This window comes from Curtobacterium sp. UNCCL20 (assembly GCF_900101675.1).
Taxonomy (GTDB): Bacteria; Actinomycetota; Actinomycetes; order Actinomycetales; family Microbacteriaceae; genus Curtobacterium.
On the sequence record NZ_FNKG01000001.1, the window covers coordinates 848398 to 873260 of the forward strand.

The 24863-nt window shown below is 71.2% G+C and carries 25 protein-coding genes; 17 read left to right on the forward strand and 8 right to left on the reverse strand.

Going from position 1 to position 24863, the window contains the following annotated elements; genetic code table 11:
• Positions 1–196: 196 nt before the first annotated feature.
• From BLT36_RS04210 to BLT36_RS04240, 7 genes are all read left to right on the forward strand, one after another.
• Positions 197–1990 carry a peptide ABC transporter substrate-binding protein gene (locus BLT36_RS04210; RefSeq protein ID WP_092092191.1) on the forward strand — a complete coding sequence of 598 codons (1794 nt, stop codon included), beginning with the start codon at positions 197–199 and terminating at the stop codon, positions 1988–1990.
• Between the two features lie 93 nt (positions 1991–2083).
• The gene (locus tag BLT36_RS04215; RefSeq protein ID WP_092092193.1) at positions 2084–3043 is read left to right on the forward strand and encodes an ABC transporter permease; all 960 of its coding nucleotides are present in this window, start codon (positions 2084–2086) and stop codon (positions 3041–3043) included.
• A gap of 58 nt (positions 3044–3101) precedes the next feature.
• Positions 3102–3995 carry an ABC transporter permease gene (locus tag BLT36_RS04220; RefSeq protein ID WP_092092195.1) on the forward strand — a complete coding sequence of 298 codons (894 nt, stop codon included), beginning with the start codon at positions 3102–3104 and terminating at the stop codon, positions 3993–3995.
• Entirely contained in the window at positions 3995–5722 is a 1728-nt protein-coding gene (locus tag BLT36_RS04225) for a dipeptide ABC transporter ATP-binding protein (RefSeq protein ID WP_092092197.1), read from the forward strand. The genes BLT36_RS04220 and BLT36_RS04225 overlap by 1 nt, the downstream gene beginning before the upstream one ends.
• Positions 5719–6666 (forward strand): ROK family protein, encoded by a 948-nt coding sequence (locus tag BLT36_RS04230; RefSeq protein ID WP_254787325.1) that lies wholly within the window; start codon positions 5719–5721, stop codon positions 6664–6666. The genes BLT36_RS04225 and BLT36_RS04230 overlap by 4 nt, the downstream gene beginning before the upstream one ends.
• A 96-nt stretch (positions 6667–6762) precedes the next feature.
• The gene (locus tag BLT36_RS04235; RefSeq protein ID WP_092092199.1) at positions 6763–6981 is read left to right on the forward strand and encodes a helix-turn-helix domain-containing protein; all 219 of its coding nucleotides are present in this window, start codon (positions 6763–6765) and stop codon (positions 6979–6981) included.
• The gene (locus BLT36_RS04240) at positions 6974–8251 is read left to right on the forward strand and encodes a type II toxin-antitoxin system HipA family toxin (RefSeq protein ID WP_175529479.1); all 1278 of its coding nucleotides are present in this window, start codon (positions 6974–6976) and stop codon (positions 8249–8251) included. The genes BLT36_RS04235 and BLT36_RS04240 overlap by 8 nt, the downstream gene beginning before the upstream one ends.
• A 124-nt stretch (positions 8252–8375) precedes the next feature.
• On the opposite strand, the gene BLT36_RS04245 is transcribed toward BLT36_RS04240, so the two are convergent.
• Positions 8376–8834, reverse strand: coding sequence for a DUF4383 domain-containing protein (locus BLT36_RS04245; RefSeq protein WP_092092203.1), 459 nt, complete (start codon positions 8832–8834; stop codon positions 8376–8378).
• A 170-nt stretch (positions 8835–9004) separates the two neighbouring features.
• On the opposite strand from BLT36_RS04245, the gene BLT36_RS04250 reads away from it, so the two are divergent.
• Entirely contained in the window at positions 9005–9892 is an 888-nt protein-coding gene (locus BLT36_RS04250; protein WP_092092205.1) for an SDR family oxidoreductase, read from the forward strand.
• A 196-nt stretch (positions 9893–10088) separates the two neighbouring features.
• Positions 10089–10385: a Dabb family protein gene (locus tag BLT36_RS04255; protein WP_092092207.1), complete on the forward strand. Its 297-nt coding sequence runs from the start codon at positions 10089–10091 to the stop codon at positions 10383–10385.
• 33 nt (positions 10386–10418) lie between these two features.
• Here the strand turns inward: BLT36_RS04255 and BLT36_RS04260 are convergent, their stop codons facing one another.
• Entirely contained in the window at positions 10419–11270 is an 852-nt protein-coding gene (locus tag BLT36_RS04260; protein WP_092092209.1) for a helix-turn-helix transcriptional regulator, read from the reverse strand.
• An 86-nt stretch (positions 11271–11356) separates the two neighbouring features.
• Here BLT36_RS04260 and BLT36_RS04265 point away from each other — a divergent pair, with 86 nt between their 5' ends.
• Positions 11357–12139, forward strand: a complete 783-nt coding sequence (locus tag BLT36_RS04265; protein WP_092092211.1) for an SDR family NAD(P)-dependent oxidoreductase — start codon at positions 11357–11359, stop codon at positions 12137–12139.
• A 7-nt stretch (positions 12140–12146) separates the two neighbouring features.
• Here the strand turns inward: BLT36_RS04265 and BLT36_RS04270 are convergent, their stop codons facing one another.
• Complete coding sequence (locus tag BLT36_RS04270) at positions 12147–12887, reverse strand: SDR family oxidoreductase (RefSeq protein WP_092092213.1); 741 nt, start codon at positions 12885–12887, stop codon at positions 12147–12149.
• Positions 12888–13024: 137 nt separating this feature from the next.
• Here BLT36_RS04270 and BLT36_RS04275 point away from each other — a divergent pair, with 137 nt between their 5' ends.
• The 3 genes from BLT36_RS04275 (at position 13025) to BLT36_RS04285 (ending at position 16327) form a co-directional block, all read left to right on the forward strand.
• The gene (locus BLT36_RS04275) at positions 13025–13912 is read left to right on the forward strand and encodes a helix-turn-helix domain-containing protein (RefSeq protein WP_092092215.1); all 888 of its coding nucleotides are present in this window, start codon (positions 13025–13027) and stop codon (positions 13910–13912) included.
• Between the two features lie 9 nt (positions 13913–13921).
• On the forward strand, positions 13922–14569 hold the full coding sequence (pcp, locus tag BLT36_RS04280; protein ID WP_092092217.1) for a pyroglutamyl-peptidase I: 648 nt from the start codon (positions 13922–13924) through the stop codon (positions 14567–14569).
• A 213-nt stretch (positions 14570–14782) separates the two neighbouring features.
• Positions 14783–16327, forward strand: coding sequence for an MFS transporter (locus tag BLT36_RS04285; RefSeq protein WP_217638257.1), 1545 nt, complete (start codon positions 14783–14785; stop codon positions 16325–16327).
• Positions 16328–16421: 94 nt separating this feature from the next.
• Here the strand turns inward: BLT36_RS04285 and poxB are convergent, their stop codons facing one another.
• Complete coding sequence (gene poxB, locus BLT36_RS04290; protein WP_092092221.1) at positions 16422–18146, reverse strand: ubiquinone-dependent pyruvate dehydrogenase; 1725 nt, start codon at positions 18144–18146, stop codon at positions 16422–16424.
• 111 nt (positions 18147–18257) lie between these two features.
• Between poxB and BLT36_RS04295 the strand changes: the two genes are divergently transcribed.
• Together BLT36_RS04295 and BLT36_RS04300 are read left to right on the forward strand one after the other, a co-directional pair.
• The gene (locus BLT36_RS04295) at positions 18258–18965 is read left to right on the forward strand and encodes a phosphatase PAP2 family protein (protein ID WP_092092223.1); all 708 of its coding nucleotides are present in this window, start codon (positions 18258–18260) and stop codon (positions 18963–18965) included.
• Positions 18966–19013: 48 nt separating this feature from the next.
• Positions 19014–19460 (forward strand): MarR family winged helix-turn-helix transcriptional regulator, encoded by a 447-nt coding sequence (locus tag BLT36_RS04300; protein WP_092092225.1) that lies wholly within the window; start codon positions 19014–19016, stop codon positions 19458–19460.
• 62 nt (positions 19461–19522) lie between these two features.
• Here BLT36_RS04300 and soxR read toward each other — a convergent pair whose 3' ends face one another.
• Complete coding sequence (gene soxR / locus BLT36_RS04305) at positions 19523–20005, reverse strand: redox-sensitive transcriptional activator SoxR (protein ID WP_092092227.1); 483 nt, start codon at positions 20003–20005, stop codon at positions 19523–19525.
• 125 nt (positions 20006–20130) lie between these two features.
• Here soxR and BLT36_RS04310 point away from each other — a divergent pair, with 125 nt between their 5' ends.
• Positions 20131–20316, forward strand: a complete 186-nt coding sequence (locus tag BLT36_RS04310; RefSeq protein ID WP_092092229.1) for a hypothetical protein — start codon at positions 20131–20133, stop codon at positions 20314–20316.
• A gap of 63 nt (positions 20317–20379) precedes the next feature.
• Here the strand turns inward: BLT36_RS04310 and BLT36_RS04315 are convergent, their stop codons facing one another.
• Complete coding sequence (locus BLT36_RS04315; protein WP_092092231.1) at positions 20380–20835, reverse strand: iron chaperone; 456 nt, start codon at positions 20833–20835, stop codon at positions 20380–20382.
• 105 nt (positions 20836–20940) lie between these two features.
• Positions 20941–22005, reverse strand: a complete 1065-nt coding sequence (locus BLT36_RS04320) for an aldo/keto reductase (RefSeq protein WP_092092232.1) — start codon at positions 22003–22005, stop codon at positions 20941–20943.
• 204 nt (positions 22006–22209) lie between these two features.
• Between BLT36_RS04320 and BLT36_RS04325 the strand changes: the two genes are divergently transcribed.
• Positions 22210–23463: an MFS transporter gene (locus BLT36_RS04325; protein ID WP_092092234.1), complete on the forward strand. Its 1254-nt coding sequence runs from the start codon at positions 22210–22212 to the stop codon at positions 23461–23463.
• A gap of 140 nt (positions 23464–23603) precedes the next feature.
• On the opposite strand, the gene BLT36_RS04330 is transcribed toward BLT36_RS04325, so the two are convergent.
• Positions 23604–24776: an ATP-binding protein gene (locus tag BLT36_RS04330; RefSeq protein WP_092092236.1), complete on the reverse strand. Its 1173-nt coding sequence runs from the start codon at positions 24774–24776 to the stop codon at positions 23604–23606.
• Positions 24777–24863 lie beyond the last annotated feature (87 nt).

Sequence of the window (24863 nt, forward strand, 5' to 3'; positions counted from 1 at the left end):
CCCGATCTGCGGCGAGCCTACGGGGCAGAACCGGCGGTCGACCCTTTCGTCCGTTCCGCAGTAACGCAGTTTTTACATCGAGATGTTTGTTTTTCCAATCGCTTTGGTCCTTGACTGTCCTCGTGCCGCGAGGCGCACGTGCTCCACCTCCCCGAACCCCCGACGCCGAACCGGCGTGACCGCAAGGAGACACCGCATGTCCAAGCCCCGTCGCTGGGCGCTCCTCACCGGAGCGGCGCTCGCCGTGAGCGCCCTGCTCGCCGGCTGTTCCGGAGGCGGCAACGCCTCGCAGGGATCGTCCGACGAGATCAACTACGCGCTGCCCGCCAACTTCACGCCGAACTGGATCCTCCCGATCGGCACCGCGGCCCACCTCAACACGAACAACGGCTCCATCGCGCAGTCGCTGTACGAGCCGCTGATCGCGTACGACGGCTCCACCGGCAAGATCGCGTGGAACAAGGACGGGTCGGTCGCCACGGACGTCTCCTTCGCCGCCGACTCGAAGAGCGCCACGGTGACCCTCGGGGACCGGCACTGGTCGGACGGCAAGCCGATCACGAGTCGCGACGTCGAGTTCTGGTTCAACCTGATCAAGGCGAACAAGGACCAGTGGGGCTCCTACTCCGAGGGCAAGGCGCCGGACAACTGGACCTCGTTCAAGACCGTCGACGACACGCACTTCACGATCACGTTCGACAAGGCGTACAACTCCGACTGGATGCTCGCCAACCAGCTGAGCCACATCATCCCGCTGCCCCAGCACACGTGGGACAAGACCAGCGCGAGCGCGAAGGTGTCCGACGCCGACGAGACCGCCTCGGGTGCCAAGCAGGTGTGGAAGTACCTCAACACCGCGGCCGGCAAGATCTCGGACTACGCGAGCGACGACCTGTGGAAGACGATCTCCGGCCCGTACGGCGTCAAGTCGTTCACCACGGCCGGCAAGGTCACGCTGACGGCCAACACGAAGTACGACGGCGGCGAGAAGCCCTCGATCAAGACGGTCAACCTGCTGCCGTTCACCACGGCCGACGCCGAGGTCAACGCGGTCCGCTCCGGCGAGGTCGACTACGGCTACATCAACGCCACCGACATGGACCAGAAGTCGTCCTTCACCTCGAAGGGCTACGACGTCGAGCCGTGGACCGGCTGGGCGATCACGTACATGCCGTACAACTTCAACAACCCCACCATGGGCGCCGTCTTCAAGCAGCTGTACGCCCGCCAGGCCGTCCAGATGTCGATCGACCAGAAGAGCCTGTCGAAGGTCGTCTTCAACGGCACCGCCACCTCGACCTACGGGCCCATCCCGCAGGCGCAGGAGTCCGACTACGTCTCCGACGTGCAGAAGTCGAACCCGTACCCGTTCAGCACCTCGAAGGCCAAGGGCCTCCTCACCAGCCACGGCTGGACCGAGCAGGGCGGCACGATGGTCTGCACCGACCCGGGCACCTCGAGCAGCCAGTGCGGCGAGGGCGTCGACAAGGGCACGAAGTTCACCATGCAGGTCCTCTCGCAGTCCGGCTCGACCGTCACCGACAACATGATGAGCGCCATCCAGTCCTCGCTCCAGAAGACCGGCATCGGCTTCACCATCAAGACCGCACCGGTGTCGAGCGTCCTCTCGCAGACCCCGACCTGCACCGCCGACGAGGACAGCTGCAAGTGGGACCTGTCGTTCTTCGGCACCGCGGGCAGCTGGTACTTCCCGGCCTACCCGACCGGTGAGTCGCTCTTCTCGACCGGCGGTTCGGCGAACTTCGGCAGCTACTCGAACAAGCAGGTGGACGCGCTCATCGACGCGACGACCACCTCGCCCGACGCCAGCGCGGTGCAGGACTACAGCGCCGCGGTCGCGAAGGACCTGCCGGTGATCTGGCTGCCGAGCCCGGACTACCAGATCTCGGTCGTCAAGAAGGGTCTGACCGGGTTCGACCAGGACTCGCTCGCCAACTTCCACCCGGCCCAGTGGAAGTGGAGCAAGTAGCCACGTGACCACGGACTGGAGGCGCGGCGCGCGTCCCACGCGCACCGCGCCTCCAGTCCCTCCCACGTCTCCACCCCGACCATCGGAAGCCGCATGACCACAGTCTTCTACCTCACCAGGCGCGTCCTGCAGGCGCTCGCGGTGATCCTCATCGTCACGATCGTCGTGTTCTGCCTGCTGCACGCCCTGCCGGGCGGTCCCGCCCGCGGCGTCCTCGGGGTCTCCGCGACGCCCGCGCAGATCACCGCGTTCAACCAGGCGCAGGGGCTCGACCAGGCGCTCCCCGTGCAGTACCTCCGGTTCCTCGGACGCCTGCTCACCGGTGACCTCGGCACCTCCTACACGCTCAACGAGCCGGTCTCGCAGCTCATAGCCGAGCGCCTGCCGAAGACCCTCGTCCTCACCGGGATGTCCGCCGTGCTCGGCCTCGTCATCGCGATCCCGGTCGGCATGTGGCAGGCGGTCCGCCGCAACGGCGCGGTCGACTACACCGCCACCGCCCTCGCGTTCGTCTTCTACTCGACGCCGGCGTTCTTCCTCGGCCTCGTCCTCATCATCGTGTTCAGTCAGCAGCTGCCGTGGCTGCCGTCCCAGGCCCCGAGCGGCAACACGCTCGCCGAGGTGTTCCAGGACCCGGCCGGGCTGGTGCTCCCCGTCGTCACCGGTGCGCTCGCGATGATCGCCGTGTTCAGCCGGTACATGCGCGCCTCGACGCTCGAGAACCTCCACGAGGACTACGTGCGCACCGCCCGCGCCGGCGGAGCCTCGACCGTGACGATCCTGCGGCGACACGTGTTCCGGAACTCGCTCACCCCGGTGGTCGCGATGCTCGGGTACTACCTGCCGGTGCTGTTCGGCGGCGCGCTCGTCACCGAGCAGCTGTTCAACTACCCCGGCATGGGACTGCTGTTCTGGAACGCGGCGCAGACGTCGGACTACCCGACCCTGCTCGGCTGCGTCCTCGTCATCTCGATCGCGACGGTCGTCGGCACACTGCTCGCCGACGTCGCGCAGTCCGTGATCGATCCCCGAGTGAAAGCAGGCCGCGCATGACGACCGTCACGTCCGTCATCGACACTGCGTCCACTCGCGACGTGAAGGGAGTCCGCGCATGAGCGCCGTGCAACTGGCTCCGGAAGCGCCCGGCGCACCCGTCGTCGTCGCGTCGACCGGGTGGAGACTCGCCGTCCGCCGCTTCCGGCACAACACCCTCGCGGTGATCGGCCTCGTCGTCATCGTCGTCATCGTGCTGTTCTGCTTCGTCGGCCCGTTCCTCTACCCGACCGACCAGACCCACACGCAGCTGTCCCAGGCGAACCTCGGGCCGAGCGCCGCGCACTGGCTCGGCACCGACGCCGTCGGCCACGACGTGCTCGGTCGCCTGATGTTCGGCGGCAAGGTCTCGCTGATGGTCGGCATCGCGGCGGGCATCCTCGCCACGGTCGTCGGCACGCTGTGGGGCTCGGTCGCCGGGTACGTCGGCGGCTGGGTCGACGCGGTGATGATGCGCGTGGTCGACGCGGGCATCGCGATCCCGGCCCTCTTCATCCTGCTCGTCATCTCGGCGATCACGACGCCCGGGGTGTGGGGCCTCATCGTGATCCTCGGCTTCGTGTCGTGGCTCGTGCCCTCCCGCCTCATCCGCGCCGAGACGCTGACGCTGAAGAACCGCGACTACGTGCTCACCCTCCGCGCGATCGGCGGCTCGCACGCCCGTGCCATCGGCAAGCACCTGCTGCCGAACTCGGTGTCCACGATCGTCGTCGCCGCCACGTTCCAGGTCGCCGACGCGATCCTCCTCGTCGCCTACGTCTCCTACCTCGGCCTCGGCGTACAGGCACCGGCGACGGACTGGGGTGGCATGCTCTCGGCGGGACTCACCGCCGCCTACTCGGGACGCTGGTGGCTGATCGTGCCGCCGGGTCTCGCCGTGATCCTCGTCGTCTGCGCGTTCAACGCCGTGGGTGACGGGCTCCGGGACGCATTCGACGTGAGGGGCCGCTGATGTCCATCCTGACCACCACCGACCTCGGGGTCACCTTCCGCACCGAGTCCGGGACCGTCGACGCGGTCCGCGGGGTGTCCCTGCACGTCGAACCCGGGGAGACCCTGGCGCTCGTCGGCGAGTCGGGCTCCGGCAAGTCCACGGTCGCGCTCGCCGCGATGGGGCTCCTCTCCGGCAACGCCACCGCCACCGGCAGCGCGATCGTCGACGGCCACGAGGTCGTCGGCGCCGGCGAGGACTCGCTGCGCGGCCTCCGCGGCAAGACCGTCTCGATGGTCTTCCAGGAGCCCGCCACCGCCCTCGACCCGCTCACCCGTGTCGGTGCGCAGATCGCCGAGGTGATCCGGAACCACCGGGGCGTCTCCGCGTCGGCAGCGTCAGCGCTCGCCGTGGAGCTGCTCGACAAGGTCGGCATCCCGTCGCCCGAGTCCCGCGCGAAGGCCTTCCCGTTCCAGCTCTCGGGCGGGCAGCGCCAGCGCGTCGTCATCGCCATGGCCATCGCCAACTCCCCGGCACTCCTCATCGCGGACGAGCCGACGACCGCCCTCGACGTCACCGTGCAGGCCGAGATCCTCGAGCTCCTGCGGAAGCTCGCCGCCGACACCGGCACGGGCGTCCTGCTCGTCACGCACAACATGGGCGTCGTCGCGGACTTCGCCGACCGGGTCGCGGTGATGCTGCAGGGTGAGATCGTCGAGACCGGGGGCGTCGAGGACGTGCTGCTCCGGCCCGAGCACGACTACACGAAGCGGCTGCTCGCGGCGGTGCCGCGGTTGGCCGTCGCGGGCACGACGGCTGCACCCGTGGTCGCGGGCACCCCGGCTGCACCCGTGGTCGCGGGCACCGCGGCTGGTCCCGTCGGCACGACTCCGGACGACGCAGCCGGGAGGCGCGACGCGGCCCCGGTGGTCGACCTGCGGGACGTCTCGGTGACGTTCGGGCGCGGGGCGCGCGCGGTGCACGCCCTGCGGGGCATCGACATCGCCGTCCACGCCGGCGAGACGGTCGGCCTGGTCGGCGAGTCCGGTTCCGGCAAGTCGACGGCGGCACGGGTCGCACTCGGCCTCGTCAAGCCGACCTCGGGCAGCGTGCACCTGTTCGGGTCCGACCTCCGCACCGCGAAGGGCCGTGACCGCCGAGCGCTCCGATCCGGGATCGGCGTCGTGCTGCAGGACCCGGTCGCCTCGCTCGACGCCCGGATGTCGGTCGCCGAGTGCATCGCGGAACCGCTCGCCGTGCACCGTCGGGGGATGTCCTCGGCCGACCGCCGACGTCGCATCGACGAGGTGCTCGACGCGGTCCGGCTGCCCCGGACGCTGGCGTCCCGAGCACCCCGGGAGCTCTCGGGCGGCCAGCGCCAGCGGGTCTCGCTCGCCCGGGCGCTCGTGCTCTCCCCACGGCTGCTCGTCGCCGACGAACCGACCAGCGCGCTCGACGTCAGCGTGCAGGAGACCGTCCTCGAGGTGCTCGGTGAACTGCAGGGCGAGCTCGGGTTCGCCTGCCTGTTCGTCTCGCACGACCTCGCCGTCGTGCAGCAGTTCGCCGAGCGGGTCGTCGTGATGCGCCAGGGCGTCGTCGAGGAGCAGGGGACCACCGGCACCACGCTCCTGCACCCCACCACCGACTACACCCGGCGGTTGCTCGCCGCGGTGCCGGTCCCCGACCCGATCGTGCAACGGCAGCGCCGGGCCGAGCGGCTCGCGACCCTCGCGGCGGTGACCGCGTGATCGCCGACGGGGGCCGTGCCGTCGTCGCGGGTGTCGACGTCGGCGGGACGAACACGAAGGTCATCCTCGCGACACCGACGCTCGACGTCGTCGACCGGATCGACCTGCCGACGCCCGCCCACGCCGGCGGCGCCGCGATCGTGGCGGCAGCCGTCGAGGCGGTGACGGACCTGCTCGACCGGCACCGCGCCTCCTTGACGGGGGTCGGGGTGGGCGCGGCCGGCGTCGTCGACCGGGCCACGGGGACGGTCCTCGTCACGGGCAACTCGTTCACCGGCTGGGCCGGTCACGGCGTCACCGACTCGTTCACCGCGGCACTCGGCGTGCCCGCGACGCTCGACAACGACGTGAACGCGTTCCTGCTCGGCGAGGTCGCGACCGGCGCCGTCGCGGGGGAGTCCGACGTGCTCGGCATGACCCTCGGGACCGGCGTCGGCGGAGCGTTCGTCCTCGGCGGGGCCCTCTTCGCCGGGCCGCGGGGTGCGGCGGGGGAGATCGGGCACGTCCCGGGCTTCGGCGACGCGCTCTGCACGTGCGGGCAGATCGGCCACCTCGAGACCATCGCGGGTGCCCGGGGCATCGCCGACCGCTACGCCGAACGGTCCGGCCGTCGGGCGTCCGTGCGCGAGATCGCCGAAGCGGCGCGGGCAGGGGACACCGACGCGGCCGCGGTCTTCGAGTCGGCCGGGTGGGGGCTCGCTCGGGCTGCCCTGCTGACGGCGGGGATCCTCGACGTGACCACCGTCGTCATCGGCGGCGGGATCGCCCGGTCGTGGGACCTGCTCGAGCCCGCCATCACCGCCGCCATCGCGCTCGAACCCCCGGTGTCGGGTGCGCCGATCCGCCTGGCGCAGTCGACGCTCGGGTCCGACGCCGTCGCGCTCGGGGCGGCTGCCCAGGTGCGGGACCTCGTGCTCGGCGGTGCGGTCGTCAACGATCGATGACACCTTTTCCTTTGTAAGCGAGCGGTTACAGGCCGCAGTTGTAAGCGATCGGTTACAGCACTAGACTGTAACCGTTCGCTTACAAAAGGGGTGCCGATGGTCGTCGACAGTGCGCTGGTGCTCGGTGATCTGGTCCACGAGCGCCGGACGGCGCGCGGCTGGTCCCAAGGGGACCTGGCGCAACGAATGGGCGTGAGTCGGCGGTGGGTCAACGAGTTCGAGAGCGGCAAGGGCTCGGCGCAACTCCGGCTCGCGTTCGACGCGCTGACCGTGCTCGGTGTGGTACTCGAAGTGCGAGATGAGCCTGATGAGTGAGCTGCGAGCCTTCCTTGACGGCGTGCTGGTCGGCGCGTTCGAGATGAGCGCCGCTGGCAACACCACCTTCACCTACGACGACGGGTACCGATCTCTTCCGACGGCCACACCGTTGTCGTTGTCCATGCGAACCAGCCGGAGTGGGTGGAGAGCGGGGGTTGCGGGGCCGTGGCTCGCCGGGCTCCTGCCGGACAGCCCCGGACGGCTGCGGGAGCTCGCCACCGAGTTCCAGGTCACCGAGAACCCGTTCCGGTTGCTCGAACGCATCGGTCGTGATGCGGCCGGCGCGGTGCAGCTGCTTCCTCCGGGGGAAGCATCGACGGACAGCGCAGTCCGACGGGGGGACGTGCAGCGGCTGACCGACCACGACCTCTCGACGATGCTGCGCGACCTCGCTCGCAACCCGGGGACATGGGGCGGGACGAAGAACGGTGGTCGTTGGTCGCTCGCAGGTGCCCAGAGCAAGGTCGCGCTGTTCCGGTTCGACGACGGGACGTGGGGTGTCCCGCACGACTCGACGCCGACGACGCACATCCTGAAGCCGGTCGTGGCGACGATGCCGGACCACGACGTGAACGAGTTCGTCTCGATGGAAGCGGCGCGACTCCTCGGTTTCTCAGTCGCGGACCACGAACTCCTTCGTACTTCGACGGGGGAGCGCGTCTTCGTCAGCAGGCGCTACGACCGGGTGCGGGCTGACGACGGCACCTGGCACCGCCTGCACCAGGAGGACACCTGTCAGGCCTTGTCCGTGTACCCGGCGCGGAAGTACCAGGAGGAAGGGGGTCCGTCCGCGAAGCAGGTCGCCGCGCTCCTCCGGCGGTCCATCGGGGAGCCTGACGAACGAAGAGCGGCGCAGCGACAGTTCTTCGACGCGCTCGTGCTCACCGTGGCGATGCTCGGTACCGATGCGCACGCCAAGAACTACTCGCTCGTCCTCGACGGCCGGTCAGTCGGCCTCGCGCCGCTGTACGACCTCGGGTCGCACGCCGCCTACCCGTCTGCCGACGGCTCGGCGCTCCGCGGAGCCATGTCGATCGGCGGCGAGTACCGCTTCGACGCGATCGGCGAGCCACAGTTCCGCGACCTGGCGCGGTCCTTCGACATCACGTCCGACGAAGCGACCGACCGCTACCGCCGCATCACGTCCGCGGTCGCGGATGCGTTCTCCCAAGCAGCACACGGCGTGTCCGAGTCGTTCGCACGCGAGCTGGCGGACGCCGTGGCCGCCAACGCGAAACGACGCGGGTGGACGAGCGCCGTTCGGTGAACGCTCTCCTCGTGCCGGACGTCCTCGGTCCGCGCACACGACCAGAGCCGGTCCGAACCACCTGATCTCGTGGTTCGGGCCGGCTCGGCTCGTACGGGCTGTGCGCCCTGGAGCGCCGCGGACGCTATGCCCGACGTGCTCCGACGCGCGGCAGCAGCAGCCCGAGCACGATCATCGCGACGGCGAGCACGAGGTGCAGGACGTTGTCGGCGCTGTTCAGCGGGACGAAGTTCGCCGGGTCGGCCATGCCCGCGGTGAACAGGCCGTAGACGAACAGGACCGCGTAGACGATGCCGCCGACGACCAGGTAGAGCCGTGCTCCGCGGGCGCTGCGGGCGGCGAGCAGTCCGACGACGCCGAACAGCAGGTGCACGATGTTGTGCAGGACGGACACCTGGAACAGGCCGACGAGCATCGCCATCGAACCGTGGCCGGCCACGGACATCGTGCCCATGTCCATCGTCAGGCCGGGGACGAAGCCGGCGATGCCGACGAGGAGGAACACGACGCCGAAGACGAAGGCGCCCTTCTGGGTCCAGGTCGAGCCGTACCCGATCCGGTTGGTGGCTGCGTTGCTGGTCATGGTGCGACCTCTCTCTCGACGGGTCCGGTGCCCCTGCACCGGATCGGGCGCTGATGACGCCCACAGCACATTCGGAGCAGTTCTCCTGCCGGTTTGCAGCAGACCTCGGGTGTCCGGTCCGCGCAGTCGGCCTGAGCCGGTCGGGAGCGGTCCGCGAGCACTGTGGGCCCATGAGCCAGTACGAGAAGCGCGACCCGAACACCCTCTACCCGAAGCCACCGTTCCCGAAGCAGGAGCAGTCCCTGCCCGGAGCCGCGTGGAAGATGGACCCGGAACCCGACCACGGCGAGCAGAGCTACGTCGGCAGGGAACGGCTGACGGGCTACCGCGGGATCGTCACCGGCGCGGACTCCGGCATCGGCCGTGCCGCCGCCATCGCCCTCTCCCGTGAGGGCGCCGACCTCGTCCTCTCCTACCTGCCCGACGAGCAGGAGGACGCCGAGCAGGTGCGCGACCTGTTCGAGGGCGAGGGACGCCGTGTCGTGCTCGTCCCCGGGGACATCTCCGACGAGCAGTACTGCGGGGAGCTCGTGCAGCGGGCCGTGGACGAGTTCGGCGGGCTCGACACCCTCGTCATGGTCGCCGGCCGGATGGACAGCAACGAAGACATCCTCACCCTCGACACCGCGATGTTCGACTCCACGTTCAAGACGAACATCTACTCGCTGTTCTGGCTGACGAAGGCCGCCGTGCCGCACATGGAGCCCGGTTCGACGATCGTCACGACCGGGTCCATCCAGGCCTCGACGCCGTCGCCGGACAAGATCGACTACGCCGTCTCGAAGGGGGCGATCAAGCTCTTCACCGAAGCCGTCGCCCAGCAGCTCGCGCCGAAGGGCATCCGCGTCAACTCGGTCGCGCCGGGACCGGTGTGGACGCCGCTGCAGCCGGGTTCCGACGACGCCGAGACGGTGTCGCACTTCGGTGAGTCCTCGCCGTTCGGTCGCCCGGGGCAGCCCGCCGAGCTCGCTGCCGCGTACGTGCACCTTGTCAGCCCGGAGTCGAGCTACCAGTCCGGTTCGACCGTCACCGTCGCGGGCGGGACGCCCGCGTTCTAGACGGAACGGCTGACGGCCTGGAGGCGCGTGGCGGGTCCGCCACGCGCCTCCAGGCCGTCGTGGGGTCGCGTCGGTCCTGCCGCGATCCGCAGCTCCTTGCCCGGACCCAGTGTGGGTGTCTGAGCACCTCGGACACGCGGCGGTGGCACGATCGGTTCCGGGCCGACGGCGGTCCGGACGATGACGGGAGCAGTACATGGCAGGCGTGACGCACGTGGTCCTGGTGGAGTGGGAACCGCAGACGGACCGGTCCGCAGAAGCCGATGCGCTCGTGGGTCAGCACCTCGGCCGGGTCGACGGCGTCGAGTCGGTCCGCTCCGGGACCAGCATGAGCACCGAGGGACTGGAGGGCGGGTTCGACTGGATGCTCGTCGTCCGCTTCCGCGACCGCGAGGCGCTCGCCGGGTACCTGCCGCACCCGGAGCACCGGCCGGTCGCCGAGTTCATCGGTGCGGCGAGCGCGCGCGTCGTCGTCTTCGACGTCGAGGACTGACGCGGCGCCGACGCACTCGACGCACCGACACGGTCAGCGGACCCGCGGGCGCTCCGCTCCGAGGACGCCGAGGAGCGCGAGGGCGTCCGCGTCCGGTGATCCGGGCGGCGCCGTGTAGAGCACGAGGAACTGGTCCTGGTCGGTCAGCGCCAGGCTGTCGCAGTCGACCGTGACCGGACCGACCTCCGGGTGCCGGAAGGTCTTCGTGAGCACGCGTGCCGGCTGGACGTCGTGCCGTTCCCAGAGCCGGGCGAACGTGTCGTTGCCCGTCCGGAGGTCGTCCACCAGCCCCACCACGGTCGGGTCCGACGGGTACCGGGCGAGCGTGGAGCGGAGCTGCATGACCACGTGTCGCTGGAACTCCGCGCCGTCCGAGATCCCGTACGGCGGCTCCTCCGGTGCGGACCCGGAAGTCGGGAACGCCCGCCGGGCGAGGTTCCGTCCGTCGCCGTCCTGCAGGGCGAAGTCCTCCATCAGCGCTGCCGCGAGGTCGTTCCACGCGAGGACCTCGAACGCGGCGGAGAGCACGATCGCCGCGGTCTGGGGCAGCCGGTCGATGACGGCGAGGATGCTCGGTCGGACGTCCCGCCGCAGCGTGCCGTCGTGCAGCGGTGCCGTGCCGGCGAGGAGGTGCAGGTGCTCCGACTCGGCCCCGCTCAGCCGGAGCGCCCCGGCGACGCCGGCGAGCACCTCGGCGGACGGTCGGGGCGCCCGGCCCTGTTCGAGTCGCACGTAGTACTCGGTGGAGATGTGCGCGAGGACCGCCACCTCCTCGCGCCGGAGGCCCGGGGTCCGGCGCCGCGGACCCGACGGCAGACCGACGTCCTCCGGTCGTACGCGTTCGCGTCGGGTGCGGAGGAACGCGGCGAGCTCCTGCTTGTCCATGCCCCGAGTCTGCGCCTTCCGCGCACCCGGATCCTGGTACCGGGTGTACCTGGATCGCATCCCCGGACACCGGCGACGCTGGCGGCATGACGAACGAGAACCCCTCCACCCCCATCGGCCTGCTCTCCGGCAAGGTCGCCTTCATCACCGGCGCCAGCCGCGGTATCGGTGCCGCCGCAGCCCGGCTCTTCGCCCGCGAGGGTGCCGCCGTCGTGCTGGCCGCACGGAGCGCCGACGCACTCGACGCGGTCGTCGCCGACGTCCGCGCAGCGGGCGGGACGGCCGACGCGGTCGCCCTCGACCTGGCGGACCCCGCGAGCATCCGCGCCGCCGTGGCACGGGTCGACGAACTGCACGGACGACTCGACGTGGCGTTCAACAACGGTGCTGCGATCCAGCAGCCCGGACCGCTCGACACCACCACGGACGAGGACATCGACACCCAGTTCGCCGTCAACTTCCGTGGCCACTGGGTCGCCATGACCGCCGAGGCCGAACTGATGCGTCGCTCCGGAGCCGGTGCGATCGTGAACACCTCGAGCATCGGGAGCCGCCGCGCGAACCCGGCACTGCCTGCCTACGGCGCGATGAAGCGGGCGCTCAACAGCATCACCGAGACCGCGGCCGTGACCTGGGCGGCCGACGGCATCCGGGTGAACGGGATCACCCCGGGCGGCACGGCCACCGAGATGATCGACGCGTGGGAGGCGGCGACGCCGGGGATCACCGCGCAGATCAACGCGACCGTCCCGCTCGGACGCATGGCGGAGCCGAGCGAGGTGGCCGAGGTGGCGGCCTGGCTGCTGAGCGACCGGGCCTCGATGGTCACGGGCGCGATGGTGCCGGTCGACGGCGGCGCCGGCGCCTGATCCCGGGTCAGCGGCCGGGGAGGGTGCTCAGCGGCTGGGACCGCTGCTCGAGCAGTTCGGCGTAGTGGCCGTCCCGCTCGGCCCAGCGGAGTGGCTGCGCCCGTTCGACGACGATCTCGTGCGGCGTCGGCGTGCGCGTCAGCAGCCCGATGACCTCGTCGAGGAACGCGTCGAGCGGCAGGGCGTTGGGGTTCACCTGCTCCTGGCCGGCCGTGGCGACGGCGGGCGGGACGAGCTCGGTGACGCCGACGCCGGTGCCGGCGAGGTGGGCGCGGAGCGACTCGCTGTAGGCGTGCACCGCGGCCTTCGATGCGCCGTACGTCGCCATCAGCGGGAAGGGCGTGAAGGCGATGCCGGACGTGACCGTGAGGAAGTCGCCGTGGCCCTGCGCGATGAGGTGCGGCGTGAAGGCGTCGAGCACGCGGATCGTGCCGAGGAGGTTCGTGTCGATCGTGGTCGCTGCCTGCGCGAAGTGCGCCGGGTCGCGGAGGTCCTCGAGGAGCATCACGCCCGACATCGTCACGACGAGGTCGAGGTCGGGGTGGCCGGCGAGGACCGAGTCCCGCGCGCGGAGGACCGAGTCGGGGTCGGTGACGTCGATCGTGACGGTCTCGAGGTCGTCGACCCGGCTGGTGTCGCGGCCGCCGACGACGACCGTGGAGCCGGCGTCCGCGAAGCGACGGGCCAGGCCGCGGCCGATGCCGGACGTGCCGCCGACGACGAGGACGGTGCGGTGGGAGATGTCCATGTCAGGTTCCTGGTTCTGTGTGGTGGACGGTGCACCACGATGGTGCTTCCGGTCGCTCCGGGCAGGAAGGACCTCGGTGATCCGGGGGTGTGGCAGGGCACCTCACGCCGCGGGCGTCGAGCAGTAGCGTGAGCCGCATGGAGCGACCACCCGCGGCGAACCGGCTCGGCGAGTACCTGATCGCCCGTCGGGGGCTCGTCACCCCGGAGCGGGTCGGCCTCCCGTCCGGCCCGAACCGGCGGGTCCCCGGGCTCCGGCGCGAGGAGGTCGCCCTGCTGGCCGGGATCAGTCTCGACTACTACATGCGCCTCGAACGCGGTCGGGACGACCACCCGTCGCCACAGGTGCTCGAGTCGCTCGCGGGCGTGCTCCAGCTCGACGACGTCGAGAAGGAGTACCTGCTCGGTCTCGGTGACCACCGTCCCCGCGCCCGACGCAACCGGACGGTGGAACGGGTGCCCGCGCGCCTGCACCAGCTCCTCGCGACGCTCGAGGTCCCGGCGTTCATCGAGGGACGCCACTTCGACGTCCTCGCGTCGAACGCGATCGCCCGGGCGTTCTCACCGCGGCTCGCACCGGGGCACAACCGCCTCCGGTCGCTCCTGCTCGACCCCGAGGAGCGCGCGTTCCAGTCGGAGTGGGAGCGGGCGACGGCGGACGCGGTCGCGTCCTTCCGGCACCTGGTCGGCGACGACGTCACGGACGTCCGTGCGATCGAGCTGGTGGGGGAGCTGTCGTTGGCGAGCGCGCGGTTCCGGACCCTCTGGGCGCGCCAGGACGTCCGGGAGCTCTCGGGGAACTCGGCCGTCGTCCACCACCCGTCCGTGGGCACGATGCGGATGCACCGCGAGAAGCTGCCCGTCGACGGGCTGGTGCTGGTGGTCTACCACCCGGAGGTGGACGGCGACAGCGCGGAGAAGCTGCGCCTGCTGGCGTCGCTGGCAGCGGGTCGCGATGGTGACCATCGGACGAACGGGAGGCGCGTGGCGGGCCCGCCACGCGCCTCCCGGCCGTCGCGTTCGTAGTATTGAGCCGTGGCCGACACGACTGAACCGACCGTCCTGCTGACCGCCTTCGAGCCCTTCAGCGGTGACGCGCGGAACCCGTCGTGGGACGCTGCGCAGCAGCTCGCGGCGGCGTGGGACGGCCCGGCGACCCTCGTCGTCGAGCAGCTCCCCGTCGTGTTCGCCGAGGAGCGGGCTCGTCTCGCCGCCCTCATCGCGAAGCACCGCCCGACCGTCGTCGTCGCGACGGGCCTCGCTGCCGGACGCTCCGCTGTCACGCCCGAGCGCGTCGCGATCAACGTGATGGACGCCCGGATCCCGGACAACGCCGGGGCGCAGCCGATCGACGAACCGATCGACCCGTGCGGTGCTCCCGCTGCCTTCTCCGGCCTGCCGATCAAGCGGATCGTGCGGGATGTGCTGGCTGCAGGTGTCCCCGCGGCCGTGTCGAACACCGCGGGGACCTTCACCTGCAACCAGGTGTTCTACGAGCTGATGTCCTTCGCCGAGCGTGAGGGCTTCCGCGCCGGCTTCGTGCACGTCCCCGCGACGCCGGACATCGCCGGTGACGGCCCGTCGCTCGAGCTGGAGCAGATCGTCGCAGCACTCGACGCGGTGGTCCGCGCGTCGATCGACCCCGCGGCCGACATCGTCGAACAGGGCGGCGCCGAGTCCTGACCGGCCGCTGACGGCGCACGCCGTCGCGAGCGGGCCCGGTGGGTGTTATAGTTATGAATTCAGAACCAAGGGGGCCGGTCGTCGCGCGGGAACGACGCCGGCTCGTGCACCGCCACGCGGTGTCGCCCACGCGTCCTCTGGTTCGCACCCTCGTGCCTCTCGCCGTGCGGCCCTGCCGCCGGAGCGCGATCCGTGCCCACCGAAGGAGCCCCCTTGTCCACAGCCATGCCCGAGACCCGCCGTGGACGACTCCGCGGCAACCCGGTCGCCACCCTCGTCGCCGTCTGCTTCGGCTTGTTCATGGTCGGCCTCGACGCGACGGTCGTCTCCATCGCGAACCCGGCCATCGCCGCCGACCTCGGCACCTCGTTCACCGAGCTGCAGTGGATCACCAATGCGTACCTGCTCGCGCTCGCCGTGTTCCTCATCCTCGGCGGAAAGCTCGGGGACCGCTTCGGCCGTCGGCGGATGTACCTCATCGGCGTCGTCGCGTTCGCGCTGTCCTCGGTCGCCATCGGCCTGGTCGGCACGGCGTCGGGCGTGATCACGTTCCGTGCCGTGCAGGGCCTCAGCGCCGCACTGCTGATGCCGCAGACCCTCGCGCTCCTCCGTGCGACCTTCCCCCGCGAGAAGTTCGGCGTCGCCGTCGGCGTGTGGGGCGGCGCCTCGTCCGTCGCCATCGCCGCCGGACCGATCGTCGCCGGCATCCTCGTCGCGAGCGCCGGCTGGGAGTCGGTGTTCTTCGTGAACGCCCCGATCGCGGTGATCGGCCTCGTCATCGGCGGGCTCGTCCTCCGCGAGTCGACCGCTCCGCACCGGGGCCGCTTCGACGTCGCCGGCGTGGTGCTCCTCGCCGCGGGGCTGTTCGGTATCGTGCTCGCCGTCGTGCAGTCCGAGTCGTGGGGTTGGGGGAGCCCGCTGACCCTCGGGGTGCTCGCCGCCGGTGTCGTCCTGCTCGTCGTGTTCGTCGTCGTCGAGCTCCGCGTCACCGACCCGCTGCTCCCCATGTCGCTGTTCCGCTCGTCGTCGCTGTCGATCGGCGGTCTCGGCGTCGGCGCGAACTTCTTCGCGATGCTGGGCGTGACGTTCTTCCTGTCGCTCTACATGCTCAACCTGCGCGGCGTGACCGGGGTCGAGGCCGGTCTGATGCAGCTGCCCCTCAGCGGCGTCTCGATCATCGCGTCGCCGATCGGGGCCGCGCTGGTGAGCCGGTTCGGTGTGCGGCGGACCCTGACGCTCGGGCTGCTGCTCGTCGGCATCGCCCTGCTCGCCCTGACTGCGACCACCGAGGACTCGCCGTACATCGGCATGGCGATCCCGTTCGTCGTCTTCGCGCTCGGGTCCGGTTTCACGATGACCGCGGGTGCCGAGGCCGTCGTGGGCGGCGCACCCGTCCAGCTCGCCGGGGTCGCCGGCGGGTTCCAGGCGACGTCGCTGCAGCTCGGCGGTGCCCTCGGCACGTCGGTCCTGTCGGCCGTCGTCAGCGCCGGGGTCCTGTCCGGCACCGCGGGCCTCGGGCTCGACGTCGCCGCGCGCCAGGGGCTGGCCCAGGGCATCGTGCCGAGCGGGCTCGGTGCCGCGGCGTCGGCGACCGCGCGGGACGCGTTCCTCGGCGGGATGCACACCGCCTTCGTGGTCGCGGCGGTCGTCGCGATCGTGATCGGGGTGCTCGCCGCGGTCTTCGTCCGTGACCGTTCGCACCACGCTCCGGCCGAGGTGGCGGAGGAGACCGCCGAGGCGCTCGCCGGACACGCGTGACCAGCGTCCGGACGGCGGGTGCGGTGACCAGCTGACGGACGGGAGGCGCGGTGCCGGCCGGCACCGCGCCTCCCGTCCGTGGTGGGGTCGCGCGTCAGATGAACTGGCGGAAGTTCGTCGAGGCCAGGTCGAGCAGCTCGTCCCCACGCCCGGACAGCACGGTGCGGATCGCGTAGAGCGTGAAGCCCTTCGCCTGCTCGAGCGTCACCGCCGGCGGCATCGACAATTCCTGCCGGTCCGCCTTCACCGACACCAGCGCGGGCCCGTCGTGCGCGAGCGCCGCGGCGAGGGCGTCCTCGAGCTGGTCCGACTCGTCGACCCGGAACCCCGTGATGCCGATGGCCTCGGCGACCTTGGCGAAGTCCGGGTTCTGCAGCTCCGTGCCGTACGTGACGAACCCGGCCGCCTTCATCTCGAGCTCCACGAAGTTCAGCGACGAGTTGTCGAACACGACGATCTTCACGGGCAGCTTGTTCTGCACGATCGTGATGAGCTCCCCGAGCAGCATCGTCAGGCCACCGTCACCGGCGAGGGCGATCACCTGCCGGTCCGGGAACGCCGCCTGCGCGCCGATCGCCTGCGGGACGGCGTTCGCCATGGTGCCGTGCACGAACGAGCCGATCAGCCGCCGGTCACCGTTCATCGTGAGGTACCGCGACGCCCACACGACGGGCGAACCGACGTCCGGGATGAACACGGCGTCCTGGTCGGCGAGCCGGTCCAGCGTGCGTGCGACGTACTGCGGGTGCAGCGCCTTGTGCTTGCCGGCCGGCACGGCGAGGTCGTCGAGCTTCGCCCGGGTCTTCGCGTAGTGCTTCCGGGCGTCCTCGAGGTGCTTCGTCGGGTGCGACCCGGTGAGCAGCGGGATGAGCGCGAGGGCGGTGTCCTTGACGGTTCCGACGAGCCCGATGTCCACCGGGTGCCGCCGTCCCAGCTGGGACCCGCGGATGTCGACCTGCACGTGCTTCGCCTTCGCGGGGAAGAACTGCTGGTACGGGAAGTCGGTCCCGAGCATGAGCACCACGTCGGCGTCCTCCATCGCGCGGTACCCGGACGCGAAGCCGAGGAGTCCGGTCATCCCGACGTCGTACGGGTTGTCCCACTCGATGTGCTCCTTGCCGCGGAGGGCGTGCACGATCGGCGCCTGCAGCCGTTCGGCGAGGGCGACCACCTCGTCGTGGGCGCCGGCGACCCCGGCCCCGGCGAGGATCGTGACCCTGTCGGCACCGTTCAGGAGCTCGGCGGTCCGCCGCAGCTCGGCCTCGGACGGGATGATGCGCGGCTCGGCGTGCTCGATGCGGGTGACCCGGGGTGCGACGGCCTCGGCGAGCAGGACGTCCCCGGGGATGACGAGCACCGCGACGCCGCGCTTCTCGACGGCCTCGCGCATCGCGATCTCGAGCAGGCGTGGCATCTGCGAGGGGTCGGCCACGTACTCGACGTAGACGGAGCACTCGCGGAACAGTTCCTGGGGGTGGGTCTCCTGGAAGTACCCGGAACCGATCTCGGCGGTCGGGATGTGCGCGGCGATCGCGAGGACGGGCACCCGTGACCGGTTCGCGTCGTAGAGGCCGTTGACCAGGTGCAGGTTGCCCGGCCCGCAGCTGCCCGCGCACACCGCGAGCTCCCCGGTCAGCGCGGCCTCGGCCGATGCGGCGAACGCCGCTGCCTCCTCGTGTCGGACGTGCTCCCACCGGATCGACCCGTCCTTCCGGAGCGCGTCCGTGAAGCCGTTGAGGGAGTCCCCGGGGAGGCCGTAGACCCGTCGGACCTGGTTCTCGCGGAGGGTGGCGACGATGTTCTCGGCAACGGTTGTCATGGGTCCGTTCCTAGTCCGACCGGCTGGTTGCCCGCCGCTCGCTGAACGACCTCTGATCGATCGTCACGGAAATCAGGGCTGTCGGAGCCTCCCACCTGCGACGATGAGCGGATGTCCGATGCAGCGCTCCGCCCCCGCCGACGCGAGTCCGAGCTGAACGGCATCCTCGTCCGGAGCCCGTACCCGCTCGCCTGGATCGCCATCGCGCTCGCCGCGGTCATCGTCGTCACGATCGTCGGGTTCACGCTGGGCACCGCGGACCTGGGGCTGTCGAAGGCGCTGAACGGCCTGCACACCGGGGCCGTCGGCGCCGTCTCCACCGCGATCTACCACGTCATCAGTCCCGGTCCGGCGATCGGCATCACGGTCGTCGTCGTCGCGGTGATCTGGTGGCGTGCCCGCGACGTCCGCCCGGCGCTGGCCTTCGGCGGCACGATCGCGATCACCTGGGTGCCGTCCGCCATCGTCAAGGAGATCGTGCACCGGGCCCGCCCGGACGTCGCCGTGCTGCCGCACCCGTACCCGGTGCAGCCGGATCCCGGCTACCCGAGCGGGCACACCGTGTACATCACCGCGTTCGTGATCGCCCTGGTCTGGGTGCTCGCCGACACTCGCTGGCACCGGCTCGCGCAGGTCCTCGGCGTGGTGGCGATCGTCGTGGTGTTCTTCGCCGTGACGATCGACGCCGTGCACTACCCGACTGACGCGATCGCCTCGATCGCCTGGTCGCTCCTCATCGCGCCCGGGGTCCGGGTCGTCTGGGTCGACTGGCTGATGCCGCGGATCCCGTTCCTCCGCGGCCCCCTCCGCCGGGCCTGAGGCCGAACGAGCGCCGGTACGCCGAACGGGCGCCGGTACAGTGACGGCATGGAGTCAGCGGCGTCGGACAGCCTCTTCGCCGAGCTCGCCGACGTGCTGCTCCGGATCTCGCGGGAGATCGACCCGAACGGCGCGCGGGCCATCGACATCCCGCCGCTCACCGGCACCGAGGCGCTCGTGATGCGCTGGGTCGACCGGAACCCCGGCTCGACGCCGAGCTCGGTGGCGGACGCGATCGCCCTGCAGCGGAGCAACCTCAGCGTCGCGCTCGGGTCGCTCGTGAAGAAGGGCATGGTGGAGCGCCGCCCCGATCCCGAGGACGCGCGCACGGTGCAGCTCTTCTCGACGGAGCTCGCGAAGCGCAGCGTCGAGAAGCTGCACACGCACTGGGCCGGCATGCTCCGGCAGGCGCTCGGCGCTGACGAGGGCGACCTCGTGCGGACGATCAGCGTGCTGACGCGCATCGACGACGGCCTGCGCGCCGCGCCGCGCTGATCGCGGGCGGTGTGGACGACGGCCTGGAGGCGCGTGGCGGCGCCGCCCCGCGCCTCCAGGCCTCACTCGGTCGTGTCCGGCACCTCGTCGCCGATCGGCAGCAACCGCCTGGCCCCGCGACCCTCTTCGGCCAGCTGGTCGCCGGGGTTCATCACCAGGCACGCGTTCAACGAGACGCACCCGCAGCCGATGCACTGGTTCATCTCCCGCTGGAGGCGCTCGAGCTCGAGCTGTCGCGCGCGGAGTCGTGCCCGCCACCGCTCGTTGAGCCGGTTCCAGTCCCGCAGGGACGGCATCCGGTCGGTCGGGAGCGCCTCGAACTGCTCCGCGACCTCGCTGAGCGGGATGCCGAGGCGTTTGGCGACCTGGATGATCGCGATGCGACGCTCGACGTGCCGCGGGTACAGGCGGGTGCCGCCGGCGGTGCGCTCCGGGTGGATGAGGCCCTTGCGCTCGTAGAAGTGCAGCGCTGACGCGGCGACGCCGGTCCGTTCGACCACTTCGCCGATCGTGAGGAGGTCGGTGGGGCGCTTGATCTCGACCATCGTTGTGATCCTACGGTGCGGGATCCCGGTGTCGATGATCACATCACAGTTGACATGAGATGCAATACGCAATATGTTGCGTACTACGAGCCACAGGGTGTGGCTCTCGAACCGGAGGTTTCCCGATGACCACGATCATCCAGCAGCACACATCCCGTCCGGTCCCGACGAACTGGCCGGCACCGACCGACAACCCGGTCCTCGACGCACTGCTCGGCGGGCTCGAACGCGCGGGCGCACGCCTGCCGTACCCGCTCGCGCTGCCCGTCCTGCTGGCGCACGCGGCGCTCAGCGGGCTCGCGCACCGCTGACCCGGAGACGGGACGACGTCGACGACCGAACGCCCGGCGGCCCCCACCGGACGGGTCCGGGCGTCAGGCGACCGCGCGTCGCACGAGCTCGGCGACCGTCACCTCGTCCTCGGCCGAGAACTCCGGCGTCACCGCCCACGACGTCGGCCAGAACGTGCCGTCGTCGAGCCGGGCCGGGTCCTGGAACCCGAGCGTCGCGTAGCGGGCCTTGAACTTCGCGGCATCCTGGAAGAAGAACACGACCTTGCCGTCCTTCGCGTAGGCGGGCATGCCGTACCAGAGCCGCGGCGCGAGCTCCGGTGCCGCCTCGAGGGCGATCCGGTGGATGCGCTCGGCGAGACCTCGGTCGGGCTCGGGCATCTCGGCGATCTTCTGGGCCACCGCCGCGGCGTCCGCCGCCGCCTTCTCCGCTCCCGTGCCCTTCGCGCTGCGCGAGCGCTTCACCTCGGCGGCGTGCTCCCGCATCGCGGCGCGCTCCTCGTCGGTGAAGGCTGCGCCGGTCTTCGTCGTGGTGGCCATCGTGTCGTTCCTCTCGGTCCGTGTGGCTCCATCGTGCCGCGCAGAGCCGGCGGGTGCTTCTCCGATCCTGCTCGACGTCTGCGATGCCGGGTCGCGCAGCCGACGTCAGCGCGCGAGCACCCGGCCGCGCAACCGCTCGCGGCTGAGCCCCGGCAGCGCCACCCCGGTGTCCCCTTCGAGGACGTGGGTCCCGGGCGGCACGATCCCGTCGATCGCGTCGAGCAGTTCGTCGTCGAGCACCACCTCGGAGGCCTGCACGTACGCGTCGACGTGCGACACCGTCCGCGGGCCGATCACCACCGACGACACGTCCGGGTGCGTCAGCGCGAACCCCACCGCCAGTTCGAGCAGGGTCAGTCCGGACTCGTCGGCCAGGCGTCCCAGCCGGTCCGCGACGTCGAGCTTCCGGCGGTTGGCCGGTGCGCCGATGTCGTACGCGTGCGGCGCCTCGAGCGCCCTCGGTGACCGCGGCTGCACGGTGCCGTTCCGGTACGCGCCCGCGAGCCACCCGCCCGCGAGCGGTGCTGCCGCGAGCACCCCGAGCCCGAACCGGCGGGCGACCGGGAACGTCGTGCGCTCCGCCGTCCGCGTCGTGATCGAGTACGGCACGTGCGTCGCGGACGCGCTCTTGCCGCCGGACCGGAGCCACTGCGCCTCGACGAGTTCCTCCGCCGGGAACCCCGGGATCCCGAAGGCCCGGATCTTGCCCTGCGTGACGAGGTCGGCCAGCGCGTCGAGCGTCTCGTCGAGCGAGGTCGCCGGGTCCGGGTGCGCGGGCTGGTAGAGGTCGATGACGTCCGTGCCGAGCCGTTGCAGGCTCCGCTCGACGGCACGGAACATCCAGCGCCGGCCGTTGCCGTGGTGCGGCGGGTCCCGGTCGGCCGCGTCCCCGAACCGCACCGTCAGGAAGACGTCGTCGCGCCGGTCCCCGAGCGCCGGCCCGAGCGCCGCCCCGAGCGCTGCCCCGAGCGCCGCCCCGACGACGTCCTCGGCGAGTCCGGCGCCGTCCGCGTCCGAGACGTCCACGGCGGTGATCCCGCGGTCCAGCGCATCGTGCACGAGCCGCACAGCGTCCTCGACGTCCCGCTCGGCCACCGCGGCGATGGCCCGGGTGCCGAGGGTCAACGCGCTGACCGGGGCGCCCGTCCTCCCCATGCGTCGCTGTTCCATGCGCGCCACGATAGGAGGACGGGTGCGCCCTCGGGCCCGGGTGACGAACCGTTACCCCCGTCGGCGCGCGGGGCCCCTGGTAGCCTGGGCGAGCACCACCAACACGCAGTGTGTATCTACCGGCCGCCGGCACCCCGGCGGACAACGGCGGCACCCGATGGGTCCGCCCCCACCGTTCCGGGCCGGGCCGAGAAGGCACACCCCATGCTCCACAGCACCTCCACCGCGCCCCCGAAGCCCGACGACCGCTCGCTGGTCGCACTCGCCGGACGCTGGTACTTCCCGGTCGCGTTCATCGCGCGGCTCCCCTTCGCCATGATGGTCGTCGGCGTCCTGACGCTCGTCGTCTCCGCCCGCGACTCGGTCGCCCTCGGCGGCGTGAACTCGGCGTCCGTCGGCATCGGGGCGGCCGTGTTCGGTCCGATGGTCGGCGCCGCTGCGGACCGGTTCGGCCAGCGGAGGGTGCTCGTCCCCGTCGGCCTCGTCAACGCCGTCCTGCTCGGGCTCTTCCCGCTCGTCGTCACCGGCAGCGCGCCCGACCTCGCCGTCCTCGCGATGGCGTTCCTCATCGGTGCCTCGGCCCCGCAGGTCGCCCCGATGTCCCGGACACGTCTCGTCGCGATCATCCGGCAGCGCATGGCACCGGCGCGCCGCGAGAAGGTCACCAGCGGCACCATGGCGTACGAGTCGGCCGCCGACGAGACCGTCTTCATCATCGGACCGTTCCTCGTCGGGATCCTGGCGAGCGCGATCGCCCCGTGGGTCGCCGTCGCCGGTGCCTCGGCCCTGACCTTCGTGTTCGTCACCGCCTTCGCCCTGCACCCCACCGGGAAGCTCGTGCTCGGCCACCACGAGGAGGTCGTGCAGGCTCCCGCCCGCGAGCTCCTCCGCGCCCGGCTCGTCGTCGTGGTGCTCGGGATCCTCGGTGTGGGGCTGTTCTTCGGAGCGACCCTGACCTCGCTGACGGCGTTCATGGAGATCCACGGGGAGTCCTCGCAGGCGGGGCTCCTGTACGGCCTGATGGGCATCGGTTCCGCCGGCCTGGCGCTCGGTTCGGCGGCGTTCCCGCGCGGGTTCGCGCTCGGCTGGCGATGGCTCGTCTTCGGCGTCGTCCTGCTCGGCGGCGCGATCGCGTTCGCCCAGGCCGGGTCCGTCCTCGCCGTCGGGATCGTCCTCGCGGTGATGGGCGTCGGCATCGGGCCGACCCTGGTCGCGCAGTACAGCCTCGGGTCCGACCGGTCGCCCGTCGGACGCTCGGCGACGACCATGACGATCCTCGGCTCCGCGGTGATCGTCGGGCAGTCGATCGCGTCGGCCGTCACCGGGGACGTCGCCGAGCAGCACGGCGCAGCGGCCGCGATGCTGCTGCCCGCCGCGTCCGCAGCCGTCGTCGTCCTCGCCGCGGTGGCGAACCTGCTCCTGCCGCGTCGCGGCGCGGCGCCCTCGACCGGAGCCTGACGGACCGGAGCCTGACGGACCGCGCCCGACGGACCGCGCCTGACGGAGCGCGCCCGACCGGCGCCCTGGTGGTCACCGGATGACGGACCGGAGGCGCGTGGCGAGCCCGTCCCGCGCCTCCAGTCCGCTCGTGACGGTCGTCATGGTGTGCTGCGTCGCGGTCGGCGGCGGACTTCCGGCACGACCAACTGCGGCACCGCGCGCAGCATGAACTGATCGAAGTCCGGCACAGTGAACGCTGCGTAGCCGTGCTCCGGCGTGTAGAGCAGCCCCATGTCGATCAGTTCGGCGCGAGTCGGTCCGAGTTGGGTGGACTCTCGCTCCAGGACCCGAGCGACATCGGCAGCCTTCTGGGCGGCAGGGCCGAGCTCGGCCATGGCACGGAGGTACGCGGTCTGCAGCGTCGTCGCTCGGTCGAGACGGACCCGGAAGAACGACCGATCGAGCTTCGCGAGGTACCCGTCCCTCGCGGCGTCGATGTCGTCCGCTGTGATGACCGGGCCATCGGAGATCTCCCAGGCCTGGTAGCCGAGCTCCTGGATGAAGTACGGATAGCCCTTCGTGACCTGGAGGGCCATCTCGACCGCGTCGGGAGTGAAGGCCGCGTCTTCGTGTTCGGCGGGACGGATCAGTGCCTCTCTGGCGTCGTCAGGACCGAGCGACCCGATCTCCGGGAACCGGAAGAGCCGTTCCGCGTACGACTTGGCATCGCCGGCGAGCTCGGCGATCTGGGGGAGCCCAGCCCCCACGAAGGTGATCGGGAGCCGCCGTTGCACGGTCTTGTGGAGCGCCTGGATGAGCGCCTCCAACTGGACCGAGCGGAGGAACTGGACTTCGTCGATGAGGATCGCGACGCCGCGCCCGTGTTCCTGAACCGCCTGGCCGAGGGCGACGAGGACGTCTGTGAGGTCGAGCGCCAGATCACCGTGGTCGGCGAGTCCCTCCGCTGGCTCCACATCCCACGTCAGGGACACCGTTCCCCCGGGCGTCATGGTCATCCCGAACGACGTCAGAACCTCCGCTGCTCGACGTGCACGGTCGCTCCAGCGTTTGCGTGGCGAGATCTGCAAGAGCGCCGAGCGGAGAAGCGAGGCAATCGTCTGCCGGAACTGGCCGTCGTCGTGTTTGCTCGCTTCGAGTTCCACGACCTCCCACCGGGCGGTCCGTGCGAGGTCGGCGAACTCGTTGAGCAGCACGGTCTTCCCGACTCCGCGGAGGCCCGTCATGATCATCGACTGCTCGGTGCGGCCCCGCATGAGCCGTTGGAGGAGGACCTCGAACGCGCGGGTGTGTTCCGCCCGGCCGGCGACGATCTCCGGTGTCGCTCCGGGATTGGGCGTGTACGGGTTCCTGACGCTGTCCGCACCTGCACCTGAGCGACTTGTGTCCGCTTTACCGGA

What these genes read in the sequence shown, in the direction of transcription:
- BLT36_RS04210 (WP_092092191.1), top strand. Translation starts at nt 197, where the DNA reads ATGTCCAAGCCCCGTCGCTGGGCGCTCCTCACCGGAGCGGCGCTCGCC.
- BLT36_RS04215 (WP_092092193.1), top strand. Translation starts at nt 2,084, where the DNA reads ATGACCACAGTCTTCTACCTCACCAGGCGCGTCCTGCAGGCGCTCGCG.
- BLT36_RS04220 (WP_092092195.1), top strand. Translation starts at nt 3,102, where the DNA reads ATGAGCGCCGTGCAACTGGCTCCGGAAGCGCCCGGCGCACCCGTCGTC.
- BLT36_RS04225 (WP_092092197.1), top strand. Translation starts at nt 3,995, where the DNA reads ATGTCCATCCTGACCACCACCGACCTCGGGGTCACCTTCCGCACCGAG.
- BLT36_RS04235 (WP_092092199.1), top strand. Translation starts at nt 6,763, where the DNA reads ATGGTCGTCGACAGTGCGCTGGTGCTCGGTGATCTGGTCCACGAGCGC.
- BLT36_RS04240 (WP_175529479.1), top strand. Translation starts at nt 6,974, where the DNA reads ATGAGTGAGCTGCGAGCCTTCCTTGACGGCGTGCTGGTCGGCGCGTTC.
- BLT36_RS04245 (WP_092092203.1), bottom strand. Translation starts at nt 8,834, where the DNA reads ATGACCAGCAACGCAGCCACCAACCGGATCGGGTACGGCTCGACCTGG.
- BLT36_RS04250 (WP_092092205.1), top strand. Translation starts at nt 9,005, where the DNA reads ATGAGCCAGTACGAGAAGCGCGACCCGAACACCCTCTACCCGAAGCCA.
- BLT36_RS04255 (WP_092092207.1), top strand. Translation starts at nt 10,089, where the DNA reads ATGGCAGGCGTGACGCACGTGGTCCTGGTGGAGTGGGAACCGCAGACG.
- BLT36_RS04260 (WP_092092209.1), bottom strand. Translation starts at nt 11,270, where the DNA reads ATGGACAAGCAGGAGCTCGCCGCGTTCCTCCGCACCCGACGCGAACGC.
- BLT36_RS04265 (WP_092092211.1), top strand. Translation starts at nt 11,357, where the DNA reads ATGACGAACGAGAACCCCTCCACCCCCATCGGCCTGCTCTCCGGCAAG.
- BLT36_RS04270 (WP_092092213.1), bottom strand. Translation starts at nt 12,887, where the DNA reads ATGGACATCTCCCACCGCACCGTCCTCGTCGTCGGCGGCACGTCCGGC.
- BLT36_RS04275 (WP_092092215.1), top strand. Translation starts at nt 13,025, where the DNA reads ATGGAGCGACCACCCGCGGCGAACCGGCTCGGCGAGTACCTGATCGCC.
- poxB (WP_092092221.1), bottom strand. Translation starts at nt 18,146, where the DNA reads ATGACAACCGTTGCCGAGAACATCGTCGCCACCCTCCGCGAGAACCAG.
- BLT36_RS04295 (WP_092092223.1), top strand. Translation starts at nt 18,258, where the DNA reads ATGTCCGATGCAGCGCTCCGCCCCCGCCGACGCGAGTCCGAGCTGAAC.
- BLT36_RS04300 (WP_092092225.1), top strand. Translation starts at nt 19,014, where the DNA reads ATGGAGTCAGCGGCGTCGGACAGCCTCTTCGCCGAGCTCGCCGACGTG.
- soxR (WP_092092227.1), bottom strand. Translation starts at nt 20,005, where the DNA reads ATGGTCGAGATCAAGCGCCCCACCGACCTCCTCACGATCGGCGAAGTG.
- BLT36_RS04310 (WP_092092229.1), top strand. Translation starts at nt 20,131, where the DNA reads ATGACCACGATCATCCAGCAGCACACATCCCGTCCGGTCCCGACGAAC.
- BLT36_RS04315 (WP_092092231.1), bottom strand. Translation starts at nt 20,835, where the DNA reads ATGGCCACCACGACGAAGACCGGCGCAGCCTTCACCGACGAGGAGCGC.
- BLT36_RS04320 (WP_092092232.1), bottom strand. Translation starts at nt 22,005, where the DNA reads ATGGAACAGCGACGCATGGGGAGGACGGGCGCCCCGGTCAGCGCGTTG.
- BLT36_RS04325 (WP_092092234.1), top strand. Translation starts at nt 22,210, where the DNA reads ATGCTCCACAGCACCTCCACCGCGCCCCCGAAGCCCGACGACCGCTCG.